General features: G+C 70.1%; 19 protein-coding genes, 1 tRNA gene and 2 pseudogenes. 7 read left to right on the plus strand and 15 right to left on the minus strand.

Going from position 1 to position 23096, the window contains the following annotated elements; translation table 11 throughout:
• Positions 1-72: 72 nt before the first annotated feature.
• Positions 73-1272: a hypothetical protein gene (locus FNH09_RS11675; RefSeq protein ID WP_420802749.1), complete on the plus strand. Its 1200-nt coding sequence runs from the start codon at positions 73-75 to the stop codon at positions 1270-1272.
• A 42-nt stretch (positions 1273-1314) separates the two neighbouring features.
• Here the strand turns inward: FNH09_RS11675 and FNH09_RS11680 are convergent, their stop codons facing one another.
• Positions 1315-1851 carry a YbjN domain-containing protein gene (locus FNH09_RS11680; protein ID WP_162468428.1) on the minus strand — a complete coding sequence of 179 codons (537 nt, stop codon included), beginning with the start codon at positions 1849-1851 and terminating at the stop codon, positions 1315-1317.
• 138 nt (positions 1852-1989) lie between these two features.
• Positions 1990-4587, minus strand: a complete 2598-nt coding sequence (clpB, locus tag FNH09_RS11685; RefSeq protein WP_162468429.1) for an ATP-dependent chaperone ClpB — start codon at positions 4585-4587, stop codon at positions 1990-1992.
• Between the two features lie 131 nt (positions 4588-4718).
• Here clpB and FNH09_RS11690 point away from each other — a divergent pair, with 131 nt between their 5' ends.
• Positions 4719-5132 carry a pyridoxamine 5'-phosphate oxidase family protein gene (locus tag FNH09_RS11690; RefSeq protein ID WP_152886869.1) on the plus strand — a complete coding sequence of 138 codons (414 nt, stop codon included), beginning with the start codon at positions 4719-4721 and terminating at the stop codon, positions 5130-5132.
• A 175-nt stretch (positions 5133-5307) separates the two neighbouring features.
• Here FNH09_RS11690 and FNH09_RS11695 read toward each other — a convergent pair whose 3' ends face one another.
• A complete protein-coding gene (locus FNH09_RS11695) occupies positions 5308-5643 on the minus strand; it encodes a hypothetical protein (protein WP_338017542.1) in 336 nt (111 codons plus the stop codon).
• Between the two features lie 297 nt (positions 5644-5940).
• Between FNH09_RS11695 and FNH09_RS11705 the strand changes: the two genes are divergently transcribed.
• Positions 5941-6978 carry a helix-turn-helix transcriptional regulator gene (locus tag FNH09_RS11705; RefSeq protein ID WP_202919646.1) on the plus strand — a complete coding sequence of 346 codons (1038 nt, stop codon included), beginning with the start codon at positions 5941-5943 and terminating at the stop codon, positions 6976-6978.
• Positions 6979-7003: 25 nt separating this feature from the next.
• Here FNH09_RS11705 and FNH09_RS11710 read toward each other — a convergent pair whose 3' ends face one another.
• A complete protein-coding gene (locus FNH09_RS11710; RefSeq protein ID WP_152886873.1) occupies positions 7004-8041 on the minus strand; it encodes a helix-turn-helix transcriptional regulator in 1038 nt (345 codons plus the stop codon).
• A gap of 278 nt (positions 8042-8319) precedes the next feature.
• Here FNH09_RS11710 and FNH09_RS11715 point away from each other — a divergent pair, with 278 nt between their 5' ends.
• Positions 8320-8883 carry a DUF4352 domain-containing protein gene (locus tag FNH09_RS11715; RefSeq protein WP_152886875.1) on the plus strand — a complete coding sequence of 188 codons (564 nt, stop codon included), beginning with the start codon at positions 8320-8322 and terminating at the stop codon, positions 8881-8883.
• Between the two features lie 65 nt (positions 8884-8948).
• Here the strand turns inward: FNH09_RS11715 and FNH09_RS11720 are convergent, their stop codons facing one another.
• The 6 genes from FNH09_RS11720 to FNH09_RS11745 form a co-directional block, all read right to left on the minus strand.
• The gene (locus FNH09_RS11720) at positions 8949-10046 is read right to left on the minus strand and encodes a sugar ABC transporter substrate-binding protein (RefSeq protein ID WP_152886877.1); all 1098 of its coding nucleotides are present in this window, start codon (positions 10044-10046) and stop codon (positions 8949-8951) included.
• Between the two features lie 379 nt (positions 10047-10425).
• A complete protein-coding gene (locus FNH09_RS11725; protein ID WP_152886914.1) occupies positions 10426-10878 on the minus strand; it encodes a heat shock protein transcriptional repressor HspR in 453 nt (150 codons plus the stop codon).
• A 5-nt stretch (positions 10879-10883) separates the two neighbouring features.
• Positions 10884-12068, minus strand: a complete 1185-nt coding sequence (gene dnaJ, locus FNH09_RS11730) for a molecular chaperone DnaJ (RefSeq protein WP_152886879.1) — start codon at positions 12066-12068, stop codon at positions 10884-10886.
• Positions 12069-12104: 36 nt separating this feature from the next.
• A complete protein-coding gene (gene grpE / locus FNH09_RS11735) occupies positions 12105-12761 on the minus strand; it encodes a nucleotide exchange factor GrpE (protein ID WP_162468430.1) in 657 nt (218 codons plus the stop codon).
• The gene (dnaK, locus tag FNH09_RS11740) at positions 12758-14602 is read right to left on the minus strand and encodes a molecular chaperone DnaK (protein ID WP_152886882.1); all 1845 of its coding nucleotides are present in this window, start codon (positions 14600-14602) and stop codon (positions 12758-12760) included. Before dnaK ends, grpE begins: the two co-directional genes overlap by 4 nt.
• Positions 14603-14696: 94 nt before the next feature.
• Complete coding sequence (locus FNH09_RS11745; protein ID WP_162468431.1) at positions 14697-15716, minus strand: MraY family glycosyltransferase; 1020 nt, start codon at positions 15714-15716, stop codon at positions 14697-14699.
• A gap of 279 nt (positions 15717-15995) precedes the next feature.
• Here FNH09_RS11745 and FNH09_RS11750 point away from each other — a divergent pair, with 279 nt between their 5' ends.
• Both FNH09_RS11750 and FNH09_RS11755 read left to right on the plus strand, forming a co-directional pair.
• Entirely contained in the window at positions 15996-18272 is a 2277-nt protein-coding gene (locus FNH09_RS11750; RefSeq protein ID WP_152886884.1) for a (Fe-S)-binding protein, read from the plus strand.
• A gap of 70 nt (positions 18273-18342) precedes the next feature.
• On the plus strand, positions 18343-19383 hold the full coding sequence (locus FNH09_RS11755; protein WP_152886886.1) for a Yip1 family protein: 1041 nt from the start codon (positions 18343-18345) through the stop codon (positions 19381-19383).
• A gap of 97 nt (positions 19384-19480) precedes the next feature.
• Here FNH09_RS11755 and FNH09_RS11760 read toward each other — a convergent pair whose 3' ends face one another.
• Together FNH09_RS11760 and dcd are read right to left on the minus strand one after the other, a co-directional pair.
• On the minus strand, positions 19481-19996 hold the full coding sequence (locus FNH09_RS11760) for a phosphoribosyltransferase family protein (RefSeq protein WP_162468432.1): 516 nt from the start codon (positions 19994-19996) through the stop codon (positions 19481-19483).
• Positions 19993-20568, minus strand: coding sequence for a dCTP deaminase (gene dcd, locus FNH09_RS11765; RefSeq protein ID WP_162468433.1), 576 nt, complete (start codon positions 20566-20568; stop codon positions 19993-19995). Before dcd ends, FNH09_RS11760 begins: the two co-directional genes overlap by 4 nt.
• A gap of 507 nt (positions 20569-21075) precedes the next feature.
• Between dcd and FNH09_RS11770 the strand changes: the two genes are divergently transcribed.
• Positions 21076-21149: transfer RNA gene (locus tag FNH09_RS11770), tRNA-Gly, on the plus strand.
• Positions 21150-21198: 49 nt separating this feature from the next.
• Here FNH09_RS11770 and FNH09_RS11775 read toward each other — a convergent pair.
• The 3 genes and pseudogenes from FNH09_RS11775 to FNH09_RS47610 all read right to left on the minus strand — a co-directional run.
• Entirely contained in the window at positions 21199-22389 is a 1191-nt protein-coding gene (locus FNH09_RS11775; RefSeq protein ID WP_152886888.1) for a tyrosine-type recombinase/integrase, read from the minus strand.
• Positions 22389-22532: pseudogene (locus FNH09_RS50125) on the minus strand (SpdD-like protein); the annotation flags it as partial. The gene FNH09_RS11775 and the pseudogene FNH09_RS50125, both read right to left, overlap by 1 nt.
• Positions 22533-22559: 27 nt before the next feature.
• Positions 22560-22965: pseudogene (locus tag FNH09_RS47610) on the minus strand (DUF2637 domain-containing protein); the annotation flags it as partial.
• Positions 22966-23096: the final 131 nt, after the last annotated feature.

Genomic DNA, 23096 nt, shown 5'->3' on the forward strand with positions numbered 1-23096 from the left:
TCGCGCACCCCCGCGGCGCTCTTGCAAGGTGCGGGTGTGACCCTCACCAGCGCCACCACGCTCCGCCTCGCGGTGCCGGAGCCCGAACGACGGGGCCGGGCCCGTCCGCGGCGGCCGCGCCCCCGGCTGCCCGACCCGCGGACGCTCCCGCCGCCGGGGGTGGGCACCGCCGTGGGCCTGTTCGTGGCCGCGCGGCTGGCCGGTGCCGCCGTGCTCGCCACGACCGCCTGGACCGTCGACAAGCAGCCGCTCGCCCTGCTCGGACGGTCCTGGGACTCCCTGTGGTACCTGGGCATCGCCGCGCACGGCTACGGCCGCGTCCAGCATCCGGGCCCGGGCGTCGTCCAGAGCGACCTGGCGTTCTTCCCGCTCTACCCGGCACTCGTACGCGGGGTGACGGCGCTCAGCCCGCTCGGCGGGGGCGGGGCGGGCCTGCTGGTGTCGTGGCTGGCGGCCGTGGCCGCGGCCTGCGGGATCTACCGGTGCGGCACCCTGCTGCACGGCCGGGCCGTCGCCTGCGCGCTGGTGCTGCTGTGGGGGCTGCTCCCGCACTCGGTCGTGCTGTCGATGGCGTACACCGAGCCGCTGCTCACGGCGTTCGCCGCCTGGTCGCTGTACGCGGTCCTCACCCGCCACTGGCTGTGGGCCGGCGCGCTGGCCGCGCTCGCGGGACTGTCCCGCCCCAACGGCTTCGCGGTGGCGGCGGCCGTCGTCGCGGCGGCCGCCTGCGAGGCCTGGCACCAGCGCAGGCAGCTCGGCCGGGTCCCCCCGGGGCTGTGGGCGGGCGCGGTGCTCGCCCCGCTCGGCTGGAGCGCGTACCTGCTGTGGGTGGGCCGGCGGACCGGGGACCTGTTCGGCGGCTACTTCAGGGTGCAGGCGGGCTGGGGCTCCCGCTTCGACCTCGGCCACGACGCGCTCCGGTTCACCCGGATCCTCCTGCTGTACAAGGCCCGGTTCGTCTTCCCGATGTCGCTGGTGATCGTCGCGGCGGCGGTGCTCCTGTACGTCCTGCTGCTCCTGGACCGCCCGCCGCTCCCGCTGGTCGTCTACACCAGCGTCCTGATGCTGGTCGCCCTCGGCGGCGCCGGCTTCTTCGAGTGCAAGCCGCGCTTCCTGCTGCCCGCCTTCCCGCTGCTGCTGCCGCCCGCGCGGGCGCTGGTGCGCACGGCGAGAGCCCGGCCCTGGCACGCGACCGTGGTGGTCGGCGCCCTGGCCGGGCTCTCGTTCGTCTACGGCGCGTACCTGGTAGCGATCGCGCACGCGCCGTTGTAGGACCCGGGGACGGGCTGCCCCGCCCTGGGACCCGGAGGCGGACTACTTCTCGCCTTCGCCCTCCTCGGGCTCCTCCGAGTCGTTGACGTCCTGCTCCAGGCCGAGCTGCTCCACGAGCCACTTGTCGAACTCGATGGCGGCCCGCACCCAGCTGACCGTCGACGACACGAAGTGCTCAAGGGCGACGCCGGTGCCGATCAGCATCTGCGCCTCGCCGATGAGGCGGACGGTGCCGTCGTCGTGCGTGTGCGTGTAGACCTTGGGCCACAGCGTGCGACGGTTCCAGTCGTCGATGGACTCCAGCAGCTGCGGCTTCTCGTCGATCTTGTGCGGACGGTCGTAGAAGGTCCGCACCGAGAACACCTGCTGGTCGGCCTCGCCACGGAACATGAAGTACGTGCGGAACTGCTCCCAGGGCGCCGCGAGGTCGCCCTCCTCGTCCACGACGTACTTCAGCTCCATCTGGTCGAGGAGCTGCTTCACGAGGTCCTGATCCGGGATAACGGGGCCCGCCGGTCCCTGCGGCTGTGGCTCGGGCTGGCCCCCGAAGTTCGGAATCGAGGACGGGTCGATGGTCACCGTGAATTTCCCTTCGTACGGATGCTGCCATCCTCTCCCATCCGGCACGGGGAGTGGCAACCCCGGGCGGGCCTGTCGCGGCGGTCCGTCCGCCGCCGTACCGGGCGGCACCGCGTCGGGCGCGGTGCCGCCCGTGCGTCACAGCGTCTTGCCGGTCGCCGGACCCACGATCAGGCCGTCGCCGAACGCGTCGACCCGGACCGTGTCGCCGTCCTTGACCTCGCCGGACAGGATCTCCCTGGCCAGCCGGTCGCCGATGGCCGTCTGGACCAGCCGGCGCAGCGGCCGGGCGCCGTAGGCGGGGTCGTTGCCCTCGTCGGCGAGCCAGGCCAGGGCCTCGTCGGTGATCTCCAGGGTGAGCCGCCGCTCGGCCAGCCGCCGGGCGAGCCGGTCGATCTGGAGGCGGGCGATCCGGCCCAGCTCCTCCTTGGACAGGGCCGAGAAGACGACCAGGTCGTCGAGCCGGTTGAGGAACTCCGGCTTGAAGGACGCCCGGACCACCTCCAGCACCTGCTGCTTCTTCTCCGCCTCGCCCACGGTCGGGTCGACCAGGAACTGGCTGCCCAGGTTGGAGGTGAGCACCAGGATGACGTTGCGGAAGTCGACCGTCCGGCCCTGGCCGTCGGTCAGCCGGCCGTCGTCCAGCACCTGGAGCAGGACGTCGAAGACCTCGGGGTGCGCCTTCTCCACCTCGTCCAGCAGCACGACGCTGTACGGGCGGCGGCGGACCGCCTCGGTGAGCTGGCCGCCCTCCTCGTAGCCGACGTAGCCGGGCGGGGCACCGACCAGCCGGGCCACGCTGTGCTTCTCGCCGTACTCCGACATGTCGATGCGGATCATCGCCCGCTCGTCGTCGAAGAGGAAGTCCGCGAGCGCCTTGGCCAGCTCGGTCTTGCCGACACCGGTCGGACCGAGGAAGAGGAAGGAGCCGGTGGGCCGGTCCGGGTCGGAGATGCCCGCGCGGCTGCGCCGCACCGCGTCGGAGACGGCCCGTACGGCCTCGGACTGGCCGATGAGCCGCTTGCCGAGCTCGTCCTCCATGCGCAGCAGCTTCTGCGTCTCGCCCTCCAGCAGGCGGCCCGCCGGGATCCCGGTCCAGGCGGCGACCACGTCAGCGATGTCGTCGGAGCCGACCTCCTCCTTCACCATGGTGTCCCGGGAGGCCTCCTCCTCGGCCTCGGACGCGGCCTCCAGGTCGCGCTCCAGGGTCGGGATCTCGCCGTACAGCAGCTTGGAGGCGGTGTCGAAGTCGCCGTCGCGCTGGGCCCGTTCGGCCTGGCCGCGCAGGCCGTCGAGGCGCTCCTTCAGCTCGCCGACCCGGTTGAGGGACTGCTTCTCCTTCTCCCAGCGGGCGGTGAGACCACGCAGCTCCTCCTCCTTGTCGGCGAGGTCGCGGCGCAGCTTCTCCAGCCGTTCCCGGCTGGCGGCGTCGGTCTCCTTGCCGATCGCCAGCTCCTCCATCTTCAGCCGGTCCACGACCCGCTGGAGCTCGTCGATCTCGACCGGCGAGGAGTCGATCTCCATGCGCAGCCGGGAGGCCGCCTCGTCGACCAGGTCGATGGCCTTGTCGGGCAGGAAGCGGGAGGTGATGTACCGGTCGGACAGGGTGGCCGCCGCGACCAGCGCGCTGTCGGCGATCTGGACCTTGTGGTGGGCCTCGTAGCGCCCCTTGAGCCCGCGCAGGATGGCGATGGTGTCCTCGACGGTCGGCTCGGCCACCAGCACCTGCTGGAACCGCCGCTCCAGGGCCGGGTCCTTCTCGATCCGCTCCCGGTACTCGTCCAGCGTGGTGGCGCCCACCATGCGCAGTTCACCGCGCGCGAGCATGGGCTTGAGCATGTTGCCCGCGTCCATCGCCGAGTCGCCGCCGGCGCCCGCGCCCACGACGGTGTGCAGCTCGTCGATGAAGGTGATGACCTGCCCGTCGGAGTTCTTGATCTCGGCGAGGACGGTCTTCAGCCGCTCCTCGAACTCGCCCCGGTACTTCGCTCCGGCCACCATGGCGCCGAGGTCCAGCGCGACCAGCCGCTTGTTCCTCAGGGACTCGGGCACGTCCCCCTTCACGATCCGCTGCGCGAGCCCCTCCACGACGGCGGTCTTGCCCACGCCGGGCTCGCCGATGAGCACCGGGTTGTTCTTGGTGCGGCGGGACAGCACCTGCACGACCCGCCGGATCTCGTGGTCGCGTCCGATGACGGGGTCGAGCCTGCCCTCCCGCGCGGCGGCGGTGAAGTCGGTGCCGAACTTCTCCAGCGCCTTGTACTGCCCCTCGGGGTCCGCGGTGGTCACCCGGCGCCCGCCCCTCGACTTGCGGAAGGCCTCCTGGAGCTGCTCCGCCCCGGCACCGCGCCGGGAGAGCACCTCGCCGGCCGCGCCGCCCTTCGCGGCGGTGCCGATCAGCAGGTGCTCGGTGGAGACGTAGTCGTCGCCGAGGTCCTTGGCGCGCCGCTGGGCGTCGGCGAGGACGGCGAGCAGTTCGCGGTTGGGCTGCGGGGGCGCGACGGTGGACCCGGTCACGCTGGGCAGCTGGGCCAGCGCCCGTTCGGCGTCGGCGCGCACGGTGGCCTGGTCCGCGCCGACGGCGGCCAGCAGGTCGATGATGTTCTCGTTGTCCTGCCCCGCGAGCAGCGCGAGCAGCAGATGGGCGGGGGTGAGGTCCGGATGGCCCTCGGACACGGCCCGGCTGCCGGCCGCGTTGATCGCGTCCCGGCTCCTGTTGGTCAGCTCGGCGTCCACGTTCGCTTTCTCCTCCCAGCGTCGGCGTACTGCCCACGTCTCCCGGTCCTGACTCAACCAACGTACACAAAGTTGAGTCTATTCCGCTCAAGAAGAGGCCGGGAGTCCGGCGGGGGACTAAATTCCCGGGCATGGCCGCATATCCGCAGCACCCGGGCAGCCCGGACCAGCCGTATCTCGCCTTCTGGCGGGAACGGCACCTGTGCACGCTGACGACGATCCGCCAGGACGGCACCCCGCACGTCGTACCCGTCGGAGTGACATACGACCCCGAGGCGCGATTGGCTCGGGTGATCACGAACAAGGCGAGCGCGAAGGTGGCGCACGTGGGCGCCGCGGGGGCGGCGGGCGCGCCCGTCGCGGTGTGCCAGGTCGACGGCCGCCGCTGGGCCACGCTGGAGGGCCGGGCCTTCGTGCGCACCGACCCGGAGCGGATCGCGGAGGCGGAACGGCGCTACGCCGAGCGCTACGAGCGGGTGCCCGCGCCCAACCCGTCCCGCGTCGTGATCGAGATCGAGCTGACCCGGGCGATGGGGCGGGGCTGAGGATGCGGGCGGACCTCGGGGGAACACCGGCGGACGATCCTTTTCGGTCACCCGTGGAACGCCCCCATTCCCGGAAATGTCCCGTAAAACTGCAGCGGCGTCACCGTGTTCAGGTCACGGTGACGCCGCTGCGGGGGGAAGTACCTGCGCGATCTTTTACGACGGGGGAATCGCGTCAGGCACTGCGGGGGGTGGCCGAGATGGTCCTGATGTCAGGAACGTCCGGCTCCGCAAGCCGGTGGTCCCGCCGATCCAGGTTCACAAAGATCATTCCGTACCGGATGGCGCACCGCACGGGCTGCGGCGCACCGCGAGGCCGTCGCAGGCACCGGTACGCCCGTACGTCCTCGTCCTCGTCCCGTGTGACGACGACCGGCTCACCGAAGACGGTCACCATCAGCGAGTCGCCGCTGTGGGGGATGGCGGTGACCAGGTCGATGAAGTGCCAGCCGGAGCGGTAGGCGGTGGCCATCTCGCGTCGGAAGGAGCGGTCGTCGGGTGGGGTGGTCACGTCAACTCCACACGGTGTCATTCGGTGTGACGACGGTGTCGCCGTCGCCGGCCGCGGCGTTGGCGCCCGGCACTGACCAGACGGTGTCCGCCCGTGCGTCACCCTTCGCACCAGAGAGGCCACTCAGCGTTCCGAAGGCCACAACGGCGGAGAAGGCGGCGACAAGCACCGAGCGAAGCATTCTCTTACGCATAGTCGGCTTCGTCCTCACTTGAAGGTCCCCTCTTCCCCCGTCGAGTAAGACGATGGCTCATTCGGGCACGTCATGGCCACACAATCAATGCATCATGTTCCTGCATGTTCAGGACCCTGGGGGGTGGAGATTTGGCAACGAATCGGACTAACGAGACGCATCCCCACGCCTTGACGGAATGGTGCGAGGACGGCGAACGGCTCTACGCGAATGCCCTGCGCACGGGGCGTATCGCCCGCGCCGAGGTGGAGGCCGCTCCGTGTCTGATGGAGTTCGCCCTGCTGCACCCCGACCCGGACGAGACGGACTGGCTGCTCCCGGTACCCCCCTCGGTCGTCCTGGCCCAGCGCCTCAACGCCATAGAGCGCGAGATCAGTGAGCGGCGACGGCTGTCCACCGACCTGGCCGGGGCCTTCGAGCCGTTCATGGCGCTGAGCGCCCAGGTGACGGCGGCCACGGACTCCGTCCGGGTGCTGGAGGGACTCGACCGGATCAACGCGGCGCTCGACCTGGCCACCGCCCAGTGCCAGCACGAGGTGCTCACGGTCCAGCCGAGCGCCCGTCACCCGGAACGCAGACTCATCGAGGGGCTGGAGCGCGACCGGCCGCTGATCGAACGCGGGGTGCGCATCCGCACCCTGTACCAGCACACCGCGCGCTACAGCCCCGAACGACTCGCCTACGTCGACCAGTTCGCCGACGGCAAGGCGGAGTACCGCACCATCGACGAACTCGTCGAACGGCTGATCATCTGCGACGAGACCGTGGCCTTCATCCCGGTCCGCGAGGACCGCCAGGTCGCCCTGGAACTGCGCCACCCCGGCCTGGTCAGCTATCTGGTCAAGGTGTTCGAGTTCATGTGGAACCGCGCGGTGCCGCTGAGCGCCGGAGCCCCCTACGAAACCGCCCCGGACGGCATCACCGACATCCAGCACTCCATCGCCAAGCTCCTCGTGGAGGGCCACGTGGACGAGGCCATCGCGCGCCGGCTGGGCATGAACGTGCGCACCTGCCGAGCTCACATAGCCAAACTGGCCACCGCCCTGGGCAGCGGCAGCCGTGCCCAACTCGGCTATCTGATAGCGCAGTCGGGGATCCTCAACCAGGACCACCCCGGCGCGGCGGACGACGGCGGGGCGTGACCCGGGGCGCCCTCGCCCGGCCCCCTCACAGGGCGGTCGGGGACCCCTGATCGGGCAGGGCGACCTGCGGCGCACCGGGGGTGGGCGCGGCGCTGTCCAGGCCGACCTGGGCGATCCTGACGCCCAGTTGGGTACGGCTCGCCGCGCCCAGCGTCTCCGACAGCCGCGCGATGTGCGCCCGGCAGGTGCGGACGCTGATGCCGAGCCGCTCCGCGATCACCGCGTCCTGGTGGCCCTCCGCGAGCAGCGCCGCGATGGACTGCTCGCGGTGCGAGATGCCCTCGATGCCGGTGTCGGGCAGCGGGGCGGTGAGCGGGATCGCCAGGCGCCAGAAGCGTTCGAAGACCGTGGCGAAGTAGCCGACCAGGGCCGGATGTCTGAGCTCCAGGGCCATCGTGTGATCGGCGTTGGCGGGGATGAAGGCGACCGTGCGGTCGAACAGGATGAGCCGGTCGACGACCTCGTCGAGGGTGCGCGCCTCGACCGTGTCGCCCATCAGCTCCAGGTAGTTGAGCAGGCCCTGGCCGTGCCGGGCCACATGGTTGTACAGGTCCCGCATCCGCACCCCGCGCCCGCGCAGCGTCAGCGCCCGGTGCAGCCCCTCGGACAGCTCGGCCTCGCGGCGGATGCCGCCCGGCTGGACCGTCAGGACCTCCGTCGTGCAGGCCTCGGTCGCCTCGTCCATCGCCGTCTGGATCCGGGAGAGGCCCTCCAGGACCCTGATCGAGCTGCCCTCGGTGCCGGAGGACGGCAACCGGCCGCCCAGGCCCGCGTACCACTCGACGGCCGCGACCGCCGCGCCCACCCGGTGCCGGCTCGCGCTGACCTCGTCGTGCACCGCGCGCAGCAGCCGGGTCATGACCTCCTGCGGTGCGGTCGGCACCAGCCAGTCCATGTCGTCGGGGTCCGGGTGCAGCAGGGCCAGTTCCAGGAGGCAGGGCACCGGGTCGGCGTCACGACGGCGCACCCGCCCGCGCCGTACGGCCCGGGAATACACCCGATCCCCGGTCTCGCACAGTCGGTCGGCACCGTGTGGATGCTGCTCCGTCCCGTGCCCGGCCATCGCCCGTCCCACCCCCGGTTCCAGCCTCTTCCGCAGGCGCCACTATGCGCGGACCCTACCTGCTCCGCAACACGGCTTCCCCCGGTCCGACCGTGGGAAACAGCTGGTTCGCCCCGCTTTCCGCCTACCGCCGCCCATCGCATCGCCACAAGCTGACGGTGGTGTTCCGTACCCGGCCGGCACAGAGCGGAATCCATTCCCCCGGGTGACGGCCGCCCACGCGTTCCCGTCGTGTCCGCCCTCTCCCTTTTCGGCCCCGACGGCCCGACACTTCCCGTATGCCGAAAGGGCGCCTGCCGAGGGCACTGATGTGGACGACGCTGGCCGCGCTGACGCTGCCCGTCGCGGGCTGCGACGCGGGCGGTGGGGGTCCGGCCGCCCCGTCGCCCTCCGCGGCCGTACAGCGGCCCTCCAGGGCCTACAAGGATGGACACCTCACGTTCACCTTGCTGTCCCTGCGTTGTGGCCTCACGGCTGTCTCGGGATCGCATAGTGAGGCTCAGCCGGACGGTCAGTTCTGCGCGGTCCGGCTGCGGGTGGAGAACAAGGACCCCGAGTTCCACACGTACGTCGTCGCGCGGCAGCGGCTGGAGGGCGTCGCCGGCCGGCGCGGCCGGGCGGACACCTTCGCCATGGCGGTACGGCGTCAGCACGACCAGGTGGAGATCGGCGGACACGATCTCGTCGAGGTCGAGATCTGGTACGACGTGCCGCGCGACGCGAAGGTGACGGGCGTGCGCGTCTCGGGCGACCGGGACCGGGCCGGTTTCATGGACAGCAGTCCGGTGGAGCACGCCCCGGAGGGCGTGCTCATCCCGATGAAGCCACTCGTGGGCTGGTGAGGCGTCCGTGGGCCGCCGAGACGGTCGGCCCGAGGGCCGTCGGTCGGCCCGTGCGGCGCTCGGCCCTACTTGAGGCCGAGCGCGGAGCAGGCCGCCTTGTAGTCGGCCGTGCAGATGTCGGACGCCTTGTAGATGCCGTCCGCGATGACGGTGTCCTTGATGTTGTCCTTGGTCAGCGCGACCACGCTCACCAGCAGCGAGGGGATGTTCTTGTTCGTGGGGCTGTCGACCTTGTCGCGGGTCAGGGCGTCGAACTGGATGTCGTGGCCCTGGATCTTGGCGACGGCCATCTGCGCGGCGGCCTCGGCCTCCTCCGGGTACGACTTGTAGACGCTCATGTACTGCTGGCCGGCGACGATCCGCTGAACACCCGCCAGCTCCGCGTCCTGACCGGTGATCGGCGGCATGTTGGTGACACCCGCGGCCTGGAAGGCCTTGATGACACCGCCGGCCATACCGTCGTTGGCCGCGTAGACGCCGGCGATGTTGTTCTTGCCGATCCGCTCGATCGCCTTGGTCATCTTGGCCTGGGCCACGTCGGGGTTCCAGTCCTTGGTGTCCCACTTGTCGGCGATGACGACCTTGCCGTCGAGCTCGGAGAGCGCGCCCGCCTTGAACTGCTTGGCGTTCGGGTCGGTGGGCGAGCCGTTGACCATGACGATCTTGCCGGAGCTGTTGTCCACCTGCTCGGCCAGGGTGCGGCCCTGCACCTCGCCGACGAGCTCGTTGTCGAAGGAGATGTAGGCGTCGATCGGACCCTCGGACAGGCGGTCGTAGGCGATGACCGGGATGCCCGCGTCCTTGGCCTTCTTCACCATGCCCGCGATGGCGTGCGAGTCGACGGCGTCCAGCAGGATGATGTCGACCTTGTCGTCGATCATCTTCTGCATCTGGGTCGCCTGCACGTCCGCGTCGGAACCGGCGTTGGCGTAGGCGGTCCGGCCCTGGTTGTTGGTCAGGGAGGCGACCTTCGCCTTGATGATGGGGTAGTCGAAGTCCGCGTAGCGCGTGTTCGTCTTCTCCGGCATCAGGATGCCCACGGTGACGTCGTTGCCCTTCGTCGGGGTCGCTTCGGCAGCGTTCCCCGACGCGCCGAGCATGCCGCAGCCTGCCAACGAGAGGGTCATGGTGGACGCGGCCACGGATATGGCGATACGACGCATTCGGGGGCTCACTTCAAGTGCGATCCGGACATGGGTACGGCATGGTGACCCAGGTGTCTGAAAAGCCAACGCGTCAACAACGGTCGGCGTCAAGCCGAACCACTTAACGAGATAGCAACATCATGCTCCGCTTCGCTCACAGTCGGTCGTGAAGGCCCAGGAGATTCTTCGCCAAACGCCCTTTTACGGTCCCTTCACTCAACGGAAGTTCATAGGAAAGTAAAGTTTCACACAGTCGATTACGGCTCGACGATCCATGATCACGAAGGGTGCCGACGCCCGGCGAGGCCCGCCGCCGAGCGCACGCGAAAGGGGCCCGGGAGATCTCCCGGGCCCCTTCGCACACATGCCGTCGCGTCGTACCGCCGCGTCGCGGCCCTCAGTCCGAGGACCCCGGCCGCTTCGGCCGCCACACCACCAGCGCGCTGGTCTGCTGGACCTCCTGGTACGGGACCAGGTCCCGCCGGTAGGAGGCGTGCACCGCGGCCTCGCGCTGTCGCATCGTGGCCGCCGCGCCCTCCAGCGCCGCCTCCATCTCCGCGACGCGGGACTGGAGCGCGGCGACCTGGTTCTCCAGTTCGATGATCCGCTTGATGCCGGCCAGGTTGATGCCCTCGTCCTGCGACAACTGCTGGACGGTGCGCAGCAGTTCGATGTCGCGGGCCGAGTAGCGCCGACCCCGTCCGGCGGTGCGGTCGGGGGAGACCAGACCCAGGCGGTCGTACTGACGCAGCGTCTGCGGATGCAGACCGGAGAGCTGGGCCGCCACCGAGATGACGTAGACCGGGGTCTCCTCGTTCAGTTCGTACGGGTTGCGCCGACGGCCGTCCATCACGCTCAAGCTCCCTTCGCGGCCTCGAACAGCTCCGCCCGCGGGTCCTCCCCCGCGGTCGCCTCGCGATACGCCTCCAGTGCGTCACGAGCATTCCCCGACAGATCCTTCGGAACACTCACCTCGACGGTGACCAGCAGGTCGCCGCGGGTGCCGTCCTTGCGGACCGCGCCCCTGCCACGGGCGCGCATGGTGCGGCCGTTGGGGGTGCCCGGGGGGAGCTTCAGCGTCACCGGCGGACCGCCGAGGGTCGGGACCCGCACCTCGCCGCCGAGTGCCGCCTCCGTGAACGTCACCGGGACGGTGACGGTGAGGTTGTCGTCCTTGCGGCCGAACACCGGGTGCGCGTCGACGTGCACGACGACATAGAGGTCGCCCGCCGGTCCGCCCCGCTCGCCGGGCGCGCCCTTGCCGCGCAGCCGGATCCGCTGCCCGTCGGTGACACCCGCCGGGATGCGGACCTGCATGGTGCGCGAGGACTTGGCACGGCCGCTGCCCTTGCACTCCATGCAGGGGTGCTCGGCGATCAGGCCGCGGCCCTTGCAGTCCGGGCAGGGGTCCGTCAGCGAGAAGCCGCCGCCGGAGCCCCGCGCCACCTGTCCGGTGCCGACGCAGGTCGGGCACACCCGCGGGGTGCCGTTCTTGTCGCCGGTGCCGGAACAGGCCTTGCACGCCTGCTGCGAGGTCATCCGCAACGGGACCGTCGCGCCCTCGATCGCCTCGGTGAAGCTGAGGGTGACCTCGGTGTCGATGTCCTGGCCGCGCCGGGGCTGGGTGCGCGTGCCGGTGCCCGCGCCGCCCCGGTTGAACAGGCCCCCGAAGACGTCACCGATGCCGCCGCCGAAGCCGCCGGCGCCACCGCCGCCGCCCTGGGGGCCGCCGCCGAAGAGGTCGCCCAGGTCGAAGTTGAAGTTGCCGCCGCCCGCGCCCGGTCCCGGGCGGAACCCGCCGGCACCGAAGAGGGCGCGGGCCTCGTCGTACTCCTTGCGCTTCTTGGGGTCGCCGAGGACGTCGTTCGCCTCGGAGATCTCCTTGAACCGCTCCTCGGCCTTGTCGTTGCCCTTGTTGGCGTCCGGGTGGAACTCGCGGGCGAGCTTCCGGTACGCCTTCTTGATCTCGGCCTCGGTCGCGTCCTTGGGGACGCCGAGGACCTTGTAGTAGTCCTTCTCGATGAAGTCCTTGGTGCTCATCCCCGACGCCCCTCCTTCCGCTTCCGTGTCTGAGCGTCAGCCCTCGTCCGGGCCACCGCTCTCCTTGTCGTCACCCGTCTCGGCCGAGTCCTCGGCCTTGACCGTCTGCGCCCCCGGCTGGGGCTCGGCCACCGCCACCCGCGCGGGGCGGATGGTGCGCTCGCCGAACCGATACCCGGGCTGCAGAATCGCCACGCAGGTCGTCTCGGTGACGTCCGGCGCGTAGCTGTGCATCAGCGCCTCGTGGATCGTCGGGTCGAAGGGCTCGCCCTCCTTGCCGAACTGCTGGAGGCCCATCTTCGCCGCGACGGTCTCCAGCGACTCCGCGACGGACTTGAACCCGCCGACCAGCTCGCCGTGATCGCGTGCGCGCCCGATGTCGTCGAGCACGGGCAGGAGCTCGGTCAGGAGGTTCGCGATGGCGATCTCCCGGACCGCGATCCGGTCCCGCTCGACCCGGCGACGGTAGTTCTGGTACTCGGCCTGGAGCCGCTGGAGGTCCGCGGTGCGCTCACCGAGCGCGGTACGCACCTGGTCCAGCTGGGCCACCAGGGCCGCGGTCTGGTGCGCGTCCCCGGCCGGGGCCGCCGCCTCCTCCGCGGAGGAGGCGGCGGCCGTCGGCTCGGCGTCGTCAGAGGTGGCGCCGGAGGGGACGTCGGGCTTCTCGTCAAAGCCCGGGGTCTCCTCCGTCACGCGACACCGTCCCGGCGCTCGTCGTCGACGATCTCGGCGTCCACGACGTCGTCGTCGGCGCGGGCCTCACCGGCACCGGCGGACGCGCCACCGGCGGCCTGCGCTGCCTGGGCGTCGGCGTACATGGCCTGGCCCAGCTTCTGCGAGACGGCGGCGACCTTCTCCGTGGCGGTGCGGATCTGGGCGGAGTCCTCGCCCTTGAGCGCGGCCTTCAGCTCCTCGACGGAGGCCTCGACCTCGGTCTTGATCTCGCCCGGGACCTTGTCCTCGTTGTCCTTGAGGAACTTCTCGGTCTGGTAGACGAGCTGCTCGCCCTGGTTGCGGGCCTCGGCCGCCTCACGGCGGGCGTGGTCCTCCTCCGCGTACTTCTCGGCCTCCTGGCGCATGCGGTCGACCTCGTCCTTCGGCAGCGAGGAGCCGCCGGTGACGGTCATCTTCTGCTCCTTGCCGGTGCCGAGGTCCTTGGCCGTGACGTGCATGATGCCGTTGGCGTCGATGTCGAAGGCGACCTCGATCTGCGGCACGCTGCGCGGGGCCGGCGGCAGACCGGTCAGCTCGAACATGCCGAGCTTCTTGTTGTACGCCGCGATCTCGCGCTCGCCCTGGTAGACCTGGATCTGCACGGAGGGCTGGTTGTCCTCGGCGGTGGTGAAGATCTCGGACCGCTTGGTCGGGATCGTCGTGTTCCGCTCGATGAGCTTGGTCATGATGCCGCCCTTGGTCTCGATGCCGAGGGACAGCGGGGTCACGTCGAGGAGCAGGACGTCCTTGACCTCACCCTTGAGGACACCGGCCTGGAGCGCGGCGCCGATGGCGACGACCTCGTCCGGGTTCACACCCTTGTTGGCCTCGTTGCCGCCGGTCAGCTCCTTGACGAGCTCGGCGACGGCGGGCATACGGGTCGAGCCGCCGACGAGGACGACGTGGTCGATCTCGGACAGCTGGATGCCGGCGTCCTTGATGACGTTGTGGAACGGCGTCTTGCAGCGCTCCAGCAGGTCGGCCGTCAGCTGCTGGAACTGGGCGCGCGTGAGCTTCTCGTCCAGGTGCAGCGGGCCCTCGGCGGAGGCCGTGATGTAGGGCAGGTTGATCGAGGTCTCGGTGGACGAGGACAGCTCGATCTTGGCCTTCTCGGCAGCCTCACGCAGACGCTGGAGGGCCATCTTGTCCTTGGCGAGGTCCACACCGTGACCGGAGCGGAACTGCTGCACCAGGTAGTCGACGACGCGCTGGTCCCAGTCGTCACCACCGAGGTGGTTGTCACCGTTGGTGGCCTTCACCTCGACGACGCCGTCGCCGATCTCCAGGAGGGACACGTCGAAGGTGCCGCCACCGAGGTCGAAGACGAGGATCGTCTGGTCGTCCTTGTCGAGGCCGTAGGCGAGCGCGGCCGCGGTGGGCTCGTTGACGATACGAAGGACGTTGAGACCGGCGATCTCACCGGCTTCCTTCGTCGCCTGGCGCTCGGAGTCGTTGAAGTACGCCGGGACGGTGATGACCGCGTCGGCCACCTTCTCGCCCAGGTACGCCTCGGCGTCGCGCTTCAGCTTCTGCAGGATGAACGCGCTCATCTGCTGCGGGTTGAAGTGCTTCCCGTCGAGCTCGATCTTCCAGTCGGTGCCCATGTGGCGCTTCACCGAGCGGATGGTCCGGTCCACGTTCGTGACCGCCTGGCGCTTGGCGACCTCGCCGACCAGCACCTCACCGTTCTTCGCGAAGGCGACGACGGACGGCGTGGTCCTGGCACCCTCGGCGTTGGTGATGACGGTGGGCTCGCCGCCCTCCAGAACGCTGACGACGGAGTTAGTCGTGCCCAGGTCGATGCCGACCGCACGTGCCATGGTGATTTCCTCCAGCTGACTTGAGTGGAACGGACTCAAGTGTGCACGACCGCCACCCCGCGGTCAACAGAGCTGAGCCACAGCGACTCAACTCTTATCCGTTCCTTACACGCAACTGAGCCCTGACCTGCGTGGATGCGGGCCGTCGCGAACCGTTCACCGGAAATCGAAGTACCCCCCACAGGGCGATCAGCACCACCAGCGCCACCCAGAACGCGGCCTGCGCGCCGAGCCACCCGGTATGCATCAGCACCGCGACGAGCACCGCCGGGAACGCCGCGGCGCCGAGCACCACGGTCGCCCCCTGCGGGGTGAGCCCGAGCCGGCGCAGCCGGTGTCCGAGGTGGTCGGGCCCGCGGCGCAGCAGCGGGCGCCCGGCGATCCGCCGCGCCACGACCACGAGGACGGCGTCGGCGCCGGCGACCGCGGTGAGCGCGAACAGCACGCCCACGCTGGAACCGAACCCGTACCCGGCGCGGACCTGCACGGCGGACGAGGCGAGCACGAAACCGGTGAACAGCGACCCGCAGGCGCCGAGGCCGACCCGCGCGGGATGCCAGTTGTGCATGAGGAAGCCGGTCAGCGCGGCGGCCAGCACGCTGAGCAGCACCGCGAGCCCGTCCATGACCTCGGCGGCGGCGCAGGCGCCCGCCCCGAAGGCGGTGACGACCCCGACGGTGCCCACGAGCCCGTCGGCGTGGTCGAGCCCCTTGAAGGCGACCGTCACGCACACGATCCAGCCCACGGCCGGCAGCCCGGCGGCCACACCCGTCTCCGTGTACGGCACGACGCAGGCCGCCGCCACGGCCGTGCCGACGACGAGGAACCGGGTCTTCAGCCGCCACACGTCGGCGGCCAGCCCGAGCGCGGCGAGCGCGGCGCCCGCGCCGAGCAGCTGCCCGATCCCGGTGCCGAGCGGCGCGACCCCCGTCCAGTCGCCCACCGCCGCGACGGCGCAGGTGGCCACCGTCACGGCCACCCCCCCGAACAGCGGCAGCGGCCGCTGCCGCCGCCGGTCGACCACCCCGAGCCGGCGGGCGGGCGACCGGAGCAGCGCCGCGAGGACGGCGGCGAGAAGGAGGGCGGCGGTGGCGGCGGTGATCCCGTAGAGCACGGATATAAGTTAGAGGTAAATGTACTGATTTGGTACGAATAACACGATCAGATCCCGACCGCTCCCGACCGCTCCCGACCGGCCCGGACCACCCCGGACCACCCCGGACCACCCCGGACCAGCCTCGCGACCCGGATCATGAGGCAAGCCTCAGCGACACAGATCACCGAGCGGCTGACTACAGTGCGGCGGAGGATGCGGGTAGTCTCAGACGGACTGCATAAGTTACCGCTTAGTAATCTCGATCGAGAATCCCTCGCAGGCCCGAGGAGCCCCGAAATGCAACTCGCCGCGATCATCGTGTCGCTGGTCCTGACCGTGGTCGGCGTGGCGCTGCTCGCACGCGCCGTCGGCCAGTTCGTCCGGTACTTCAAGCTGGGACAGCCCGTGCCCGCCGGGAGCCGGACGGACAACCCCTACCAGCGCAGCGTGACGCTGGTCCGGGAGTTCCTCGGCCACACCCGGATGAACCGGTGGGGCATCGTGGGCTTCGCCCACTGGTTCGTGGCCGTCGGCTTCCTGACGCTGCCGCCGACCCTGGCGCAGGCCTTCGGGCAGCTCTTCCAGGCCGACTGGACGCTGCCGATCATCGGCGACTTCCTGCCGTTCGAGATGTACACCGAGTTCATCGGTGTGATGACCATCCTCGGCATCGTCGTCCTGATGGCGATCCGGCTGCTGAACCTGCCCTCGCGACCGGGCCGCAAGTCCCGCTTCGCGGGCTCCAAGTCCGGCCAGGCGTACTTCGTCGAGTACGTCATCCTCACCATCGGCCTGGCCATCTACACCCTGCGCGGCCTCGAGGGCGCCATCCACCACGTCGACGGCTACGAGGCCGGCTACTTCGCCTCGTACCCGCTGGTGCTGGCCTTCAAGGGCCTGAGCGTCGCCACCCTCCAGAACCTGGTCTACCTGGTCGCCATGATCAAGATCAGCGTCTCCTTCATCTGGATGATCGTGGTGTCGCTGAACACCAACATGGGCGTCGCCTGGCACCGCTTCCTGGGCTTCCCGAACATCTGGTTCAAGCGCAACGCGACCGGCGGCACGGCCCTCGGCGCCCTCCAGCCGATGACCTCCGGCGGCAAGCCGATCGACTTCACCGACCCCGGTGACGACGACGTCTTCGGCGTCTCCCAGGTCGAGCAGTTCTCCTGGAAGGGCCTGCTCGACTTCTCCACCTGCACCGAGTGCGGCCGCTGCCAGTCGCAGTGCCCCGCCTGGAACACCGGCAAGCCGCTCTCCCCGAAGCTGCTGATCATGTCGCTGCGCGACCACGCGCACGCCAAGGCCCCCTACCTGCTGGCCGGCGGCGGCAAGACGATGGAGGGCGAGGAGAAGGCGTCCGAGGAGCAGCTGGCGGGCGTGCCCGCCGCGGCCCTCGCCGAGGCCGAGCGCCCGCTCATCGGCACCGCCGAGGAGAACGGCGTCATCGACCCGGACGTCCTGTGGTCCTGCACCACCTGCGGCGCCTGCGTCGAGCAGTGCCCGGTGGACATCGAGCACGTCGACCACATCGTCGACATGCGCCGCTACCAGGTCATGATCGAGTCCAGCTTCCCCTCCGAGGCGGGCACGATGCTCAAGAACCTGGAGAAGAAGGGCAACCCCTGGGGCCTGGCCAAGAAGCAGCGCCTGGAGTGGACGAAGGAACTCGACTTCGAGGTGCCGGTCGTCGGCCGCGACATCGAGGACCTCACCGAGGTCGAGTACCTGTACTGGGTCGGCTGCGCGGGTGCGCTGGAGGACCGGGCCAAGAAGACCACGAAGGCGTTCGCCGAACTCCTCAACATCGCGGGCGTCAAGTTCGCGATCATGGGCGGCGACGAGAAGTGCACCGGTGACTCCGCCCGCCGCCTCGGCAACGAGCCCCTCTTCCAGGAGCTCGGCATGGAGAACGTCGCCGCGCTGAACATGGCGTTCGGCGAGGACGACGAGGACGAGTCGACGAAGAAGCCCAAGTCGGCCAAGAAGATCGTCGCGACCTGCCCGCACTGCCTCAACACGATCGGCAACGAGTACCCGCAGCTCGGCGGCGACTACGAGGTCATCCACCACACCCAGCTGCTCCAGCACCTCATCGACGAGGGCAAGCTGCTCCCGGTGACCCCGGTCGAGGGTCTGATCACGTACCACGACCCCTGCTACCTGGGCCGCCACAACAAGATCTACACGCCGCCGCGCGAGATCATGACCGCCGTCCCGGGCCTGCGCCAGCAGGAGATGCACCGCCACAAGGAGCGCGGCTTCTGCTGCGGCGCCGGCGGCGCGCGGATGTGGATGGAGGAGCGGATCGGCAAGCGCATCAACAACGAGCGCGTCGACGAGGCCCTGTCGCTGAACCCGGACATCGTCTCCACCGCCTGCCCGTTCTGCCTCGTCATGCTGACCGACTCGGTCAACGGCAAGAAGAACGAGGGCAAGGCCAAGGAGTCCGTCCAGGTCGTGGACGTCGCCCAGCTGCTCCTGGACTCCGTCAGGACGCCGGTCGCGGACGAGCCCCCGGCGGGCGAGTCGCAGTCGGAGACCGAGTCGGAGCCGGAGCCGGTGAAGTAACCGCCGTTCCCACCCGCCGTGCGCGAAACCCTCCGACCCCCGGGAAAGCCCCAGTTACCCCCCTTAGGGGATGTCACAGCTCGGCAGCAAAGCCCGGCCCGGAACCCCCGTCCCGGCCCCTCACCCTCCAGGACCAGGTACGTTCGAAGGCGTGGCTGGATTCAGGATCGGACGCGGCGGCCGGGACGACCGCGCCCCGCAAGCGCGACCGCACAACCCTCCGTACGGGCAGCAGGCGCCCCAGGGGCCGCCGTCCTACGGCTACCCGTCGGCTCCGCAGCCGTACCCGCAGCAACCGCAGTACCGGGGCGGCCAGCAGCCGCCGCACGGCGGCTCGGGCGGGGCCCAGTGGCCGCGGGGCAACGCGGGCGGCTACGGCGGCCAGGGCGGCGACGAGCCGGAGTACTTCGGCGCGGCCGACCCGTACGGCCAGCCGGGCGGCGCCCCGCACGACCCGTACGCGGCGAACCAGGCGGGGCACACCCAGGCGTTCTCGATCGACGAGCACGCCTCCTACACCCAGGGCGGCACCTACCACGCGGGCGCCACGCCCCCGTCGGCCCCGGTCGGCCCGCCGCTGCACTGGAAGGCGCTGCTGCGGGGCATCGTGGCCGCCCCCGACCAGACCTTCCTGCGGATGCGCGACTACACGATGTGGGCCCCGGCCCTGATCGTGACGTTCCTCTACGGCCTGCTCGCGGTCTTCGGCTTCGACGGCGCCCGCGCGGACGCCATCAACGCCACCCTCTCCAACGCCGTCCCGATCGTCCTGATGACGTCGGTCGCGATGGTGCTCAGCGCCTTCGTCCTCGGCGTGGTCACCCACACCCTGGCCCGCCAGCTCGGCGGCGACGGCGCCTGGCAGCCCACCGTGGGCCTGTCGATGCTGATCATGTCCCTCACGGACGCGCCGCGACTGCTGCTCGCCATGTTCTTCGGCGGCAACGCGACCTTCGTCCAGGCCGTGGGCTGGGCGACCTGGGTGGCCGCCGGGGTGCTGCTGACCATGATGGTCCGCCGCTCCCACGACCTGCCCTGGCCCAAGGCGCTGGGCGCGTCGGCGATCCAGCTGATCGCGCTGCTGTCGATCGTGAAGCTGGGCACGTTCTAGCGATCGGCCCCACCGGCACCGGCAAGAAGGGGCTCACCGTCCACACGGACGACGAGCCCCTTCTTCCGTTTCGGTCGTCCCGCGCCGGCGGCTCGGGTCAGAGTGCTTCCCGGTTGGGCCGGGCGGCCTCTCCCGACTTGTGGACGGGCGGCAGGACGCTCCACGGGAAGTTGATCCACGCGTCCGTGCGCTTCCACACGTACTCGCACCTGACGAGGGAGTGCGGCTTCTCGTAGATCACCGCGGAGCGCACCTCGGCGACGTGCTCGACGCAGAAGTCGTGCACGAGCTTGAGGGTCTTGCCGGTGTCGGCGACGTCGTCGGCGATCAGCACCTTCTTGTCGGTGAAGTCGATCGCGTTCGGGACGGGCGCCAGCATGACCGGCATCTCCAGCGTCTCGCCCACACCCGTGTAGAACTCCACGTTCACGAGGTGGAGGTTCTTGCAGTCGAGGGCGTAGGCGAGCCCGCCGGCCACGAAGACGCCCCCGCGGGCGATGGAGAGCACGATGTCCGGCTCGAACCCGTCGTCGGCGATCGTCTGCGCGAGCTCGCGGACGGCGACGCCGAACTGCTCGTAGGTCAGGTTCTCCCGCTCGTCCGCGGCGCTCACACCTGCGTCCGGTGGAAGTCGATGAAGGAGCGGGAGGCGGTCGGACCGCGCTGCCCCTGGTACCGCGAGCCGTACCGCTCACTGCCGTACGGGGACTCGGCGGGCGAGCTGAGCCGGAACATGCACAGCTGCCCGATCTTCATGCCCGGCCACAGCTTGATGGGAAGGGTCGCGAGGTTCGACAGCTCCAGCGTCACGTGCCCGGAGAACCCGGGGTCGATGAACCCCGCGGTGGAGTGGGTGACGAGCCCGAGCCGCCCCAGCGAGCTCTTCCCCTCGAGCCGGGAGGCGAGATCATCGGGCAGCGTGATGACCTCGTACGTGCTGGCGAGCACGAACTCCCCGGGGTGGAGGATGAACGGCTCGTCGCCCTCGGGCTCCACCAGCCGGGTCAGGTCGGCCTGCTCGACGGAGGGGTCGATGTGGGGGTACCGATGGTTCTCGAAAACCCGGAAGAACCGGTCGAGGCGTACGTCGATGCTGGACGGCTGCACCATGGATTCGTCGTAGGGATCGATCCGCACCCGCCCGGCGTCGATCTCGGCCCGGATGTCCTTGTCTGAGAGAAGCACGTCCCGAGGATACGCAAGGCGCGCGGACCCACCACCATCGTGGCGTCCCCGCGCGCCTGCCACCACGGTCCGCTACTGCCGCTGCTGCCCGAGGCTGACGAGCACCGAACTGCGCAGCCGCGCGCAGCGCGGACACCGGACGAGCCGCCCGGGACCGAGTCGCCCGGTCTGCTGCATCGGGAACGAAGTGGTGTTGAACACGTGCCCATCGGCACAACGGACGACGGTGCGCTCCATCAAGTCCTGGAGTCCTTCCACAAAGAGCCGTGACTGGCTGGGCTGCCTGACGGCGAAAGCCACATTACGGGACGAAAGGGATGGCACTCCAGGCGGCACTCCGCACCCGCCGGGGCCCTCTCCCGTCCCTCCACGGTACGCCCCAACTCCCGTTGCCCACAGTCCCGCCACTCCCCGAAGACGCACACAGGCCCCACGGCTTCAGCGCCGGGGGCCTGGCATGAGGTACAGTGAGCGAGCATTCGGGCACCGGATCAACCGGCGTCTTACGCGGGTGTAGTTTAATGGTAGAACATCAGCTTCCCAAGCTGAGAGCGCGAGTTCGATTCTCGTCACCCGCTCCACGGAGAAGGCCCAGGTCACCGACCCGGGCCTTTTTGCTTTGCGTTGTGATCAGTTGTCGCGTGCCAGATCCGTGCCAGAACGCTGATCGTCTGGATCACCGGTGTCTTCCACTGGCACGGCGGCAGCCTTCTGGCGAGCCTTGCGGACGGTCGCGTCGAGGCCGGCGGCGACCTCTTCCTGTCGCTCGTCGTCGGAGTGCTGATAGATCAGCGCCGCCTTCTCGGAGGACTGCCCGGCCCGCACCATCGTGTCCTTGAGAGTCGCGCCGGAACGGGTGGACAACGTGTGAACGGTGTGGCGGAGATCGTAGAAGCGGAAGCCCTCGGGCATCCCGACGACCTCTCGGGCCCTGCGCCACCTCCGCCCGAAGGTGCTGCGCCGGAAGGGAGCTCCCTTCTCACCGACGAACAGGAGCCCGTCCGGACCCAGTTCGGCGTAGCTCTCCAGATGCCAACGGAGCTCCCGGTGAAGGAACGCGGGAAGAATCACAGTCCGCGTTCCCGCCTCCGACTTGGTGTCGCCCTGGACCCGTCGTCCGTTCATCCGCTCCGGCTCCGCGAGACGAACACGGACACGGAGGGGGTCGAGGTCGACATCCCGGCGACGCAGGCCGGCCAGCTCCTCCGGCCTCAAGGGCCCGTAAGCGCCGAGATAGACCATGAGCCGCCACCGCATCCCCACCGCTGCGGCAAGGGCGTCGACCTGGGCGACGGTGGCGATACGCCGCTCGGCGGCCTTCTCCTTGCCGCCGCCCTTGATCCGGCAGGGATTGCGCTGGATCAACTCGTCGTCGACGGCCGTCTCCATGATGCCCTTGAGCAGACGGTACGCCTTGGCGGTGATCGTCTTGGCCCCGGTCACCCGCAGCCGTTCGGCACGCCATTCGCGCACGCGGGGCGCGGTGATCTCGTCCAGGTCCAGGTCCGCGAAGGCGGTCAGGTGCTTGTCGAGGAGGTAGCGGTAGAGGTCCCGCGTCAGCGGCGCCAGCTCCCGTTCCTCCACCCACTTGTCGGCGTAGGCCCGGAAGCCAACCGCCCCGGCATCGGGGTCCCGCCACTCCCCCCGACGAATCTCGGTCTGCTTCTCGGCAAGCCAGTCGTCGGCGTCCGCGATCGTGGCGAAGGTGAAGGGCGCCGGACGCATCACACCGTCCGGCCCCAGATAGCACGCCTGATACCGGCCCGAGGGGAGCCGCCTGATCGCTCCGAACCGGCGGCGCCTGCCCTTGTCGTTGGCCATCAGGCAGCCCTTCTCTTGAGAAGCGAGCGGACGACGACGGCGCAGACGGCGACGGACACGGCCGTGATGGCGGCGACGGCAAGGAGCATCGAGACCAGGACGGCCCCGACGACCAGGACGGCGGCGGCACCTCCCGCGACGAGGTGCCGAGTTCGGTGCAAGGGACGCCGCCGGGGCGTCTGAGTCGTCGTGCACCGGTGCCGGACGGGCTGGGGATTCCGGATTTCGGGGGGTGTGCGCGAGCAAGGTGCCCCCGAAGAACGCGACGGCCGGCCAGCCCGCCACGATCACGCGGAGCAGCGCGGGAACGTCGTCCAGGTCGAGGAGTCCGGCGGTGGCGATGTTCGCTCCGAGGGACGCGGCAAGCGCGACGAGAAACCACAGCCGCGATCCACCCGCCGGGAGCCCGGTGCGTTGCTGCTCACGCATCCGGCGCCATGCGGCGACCAGAAGCAGGTCAACCGAGATCGGGTAGGCCCAGGCTTTCCAGCCGCCCTGTCCAGCCGCTTCGGCCAGGTCGTGCAGGCGAACCAGGAATTCGAGGCGCGGGCCGGCCAGTTCCGGAAGCAGCAGCAGATCGCGAAGGGGGGAGACACCATCAGGCAGTACGAGATCGCCACGGCACGGCTGAAAATCCTCAGCACGATCGTGCGACAGAATCCGACCTGCTTCGACGCCGGGACGCGCGCGACAGCGGCGTATCTCCA

Source organism: Streptomyces adustus, from assembly GCF_009377175.1.
Classification (GTDB): Bacteria; Actinomycetota; Actinomycetes; order Streptomycetales; family Streptomycetaceae; genus Streptomyces; species Streptomyces adustus.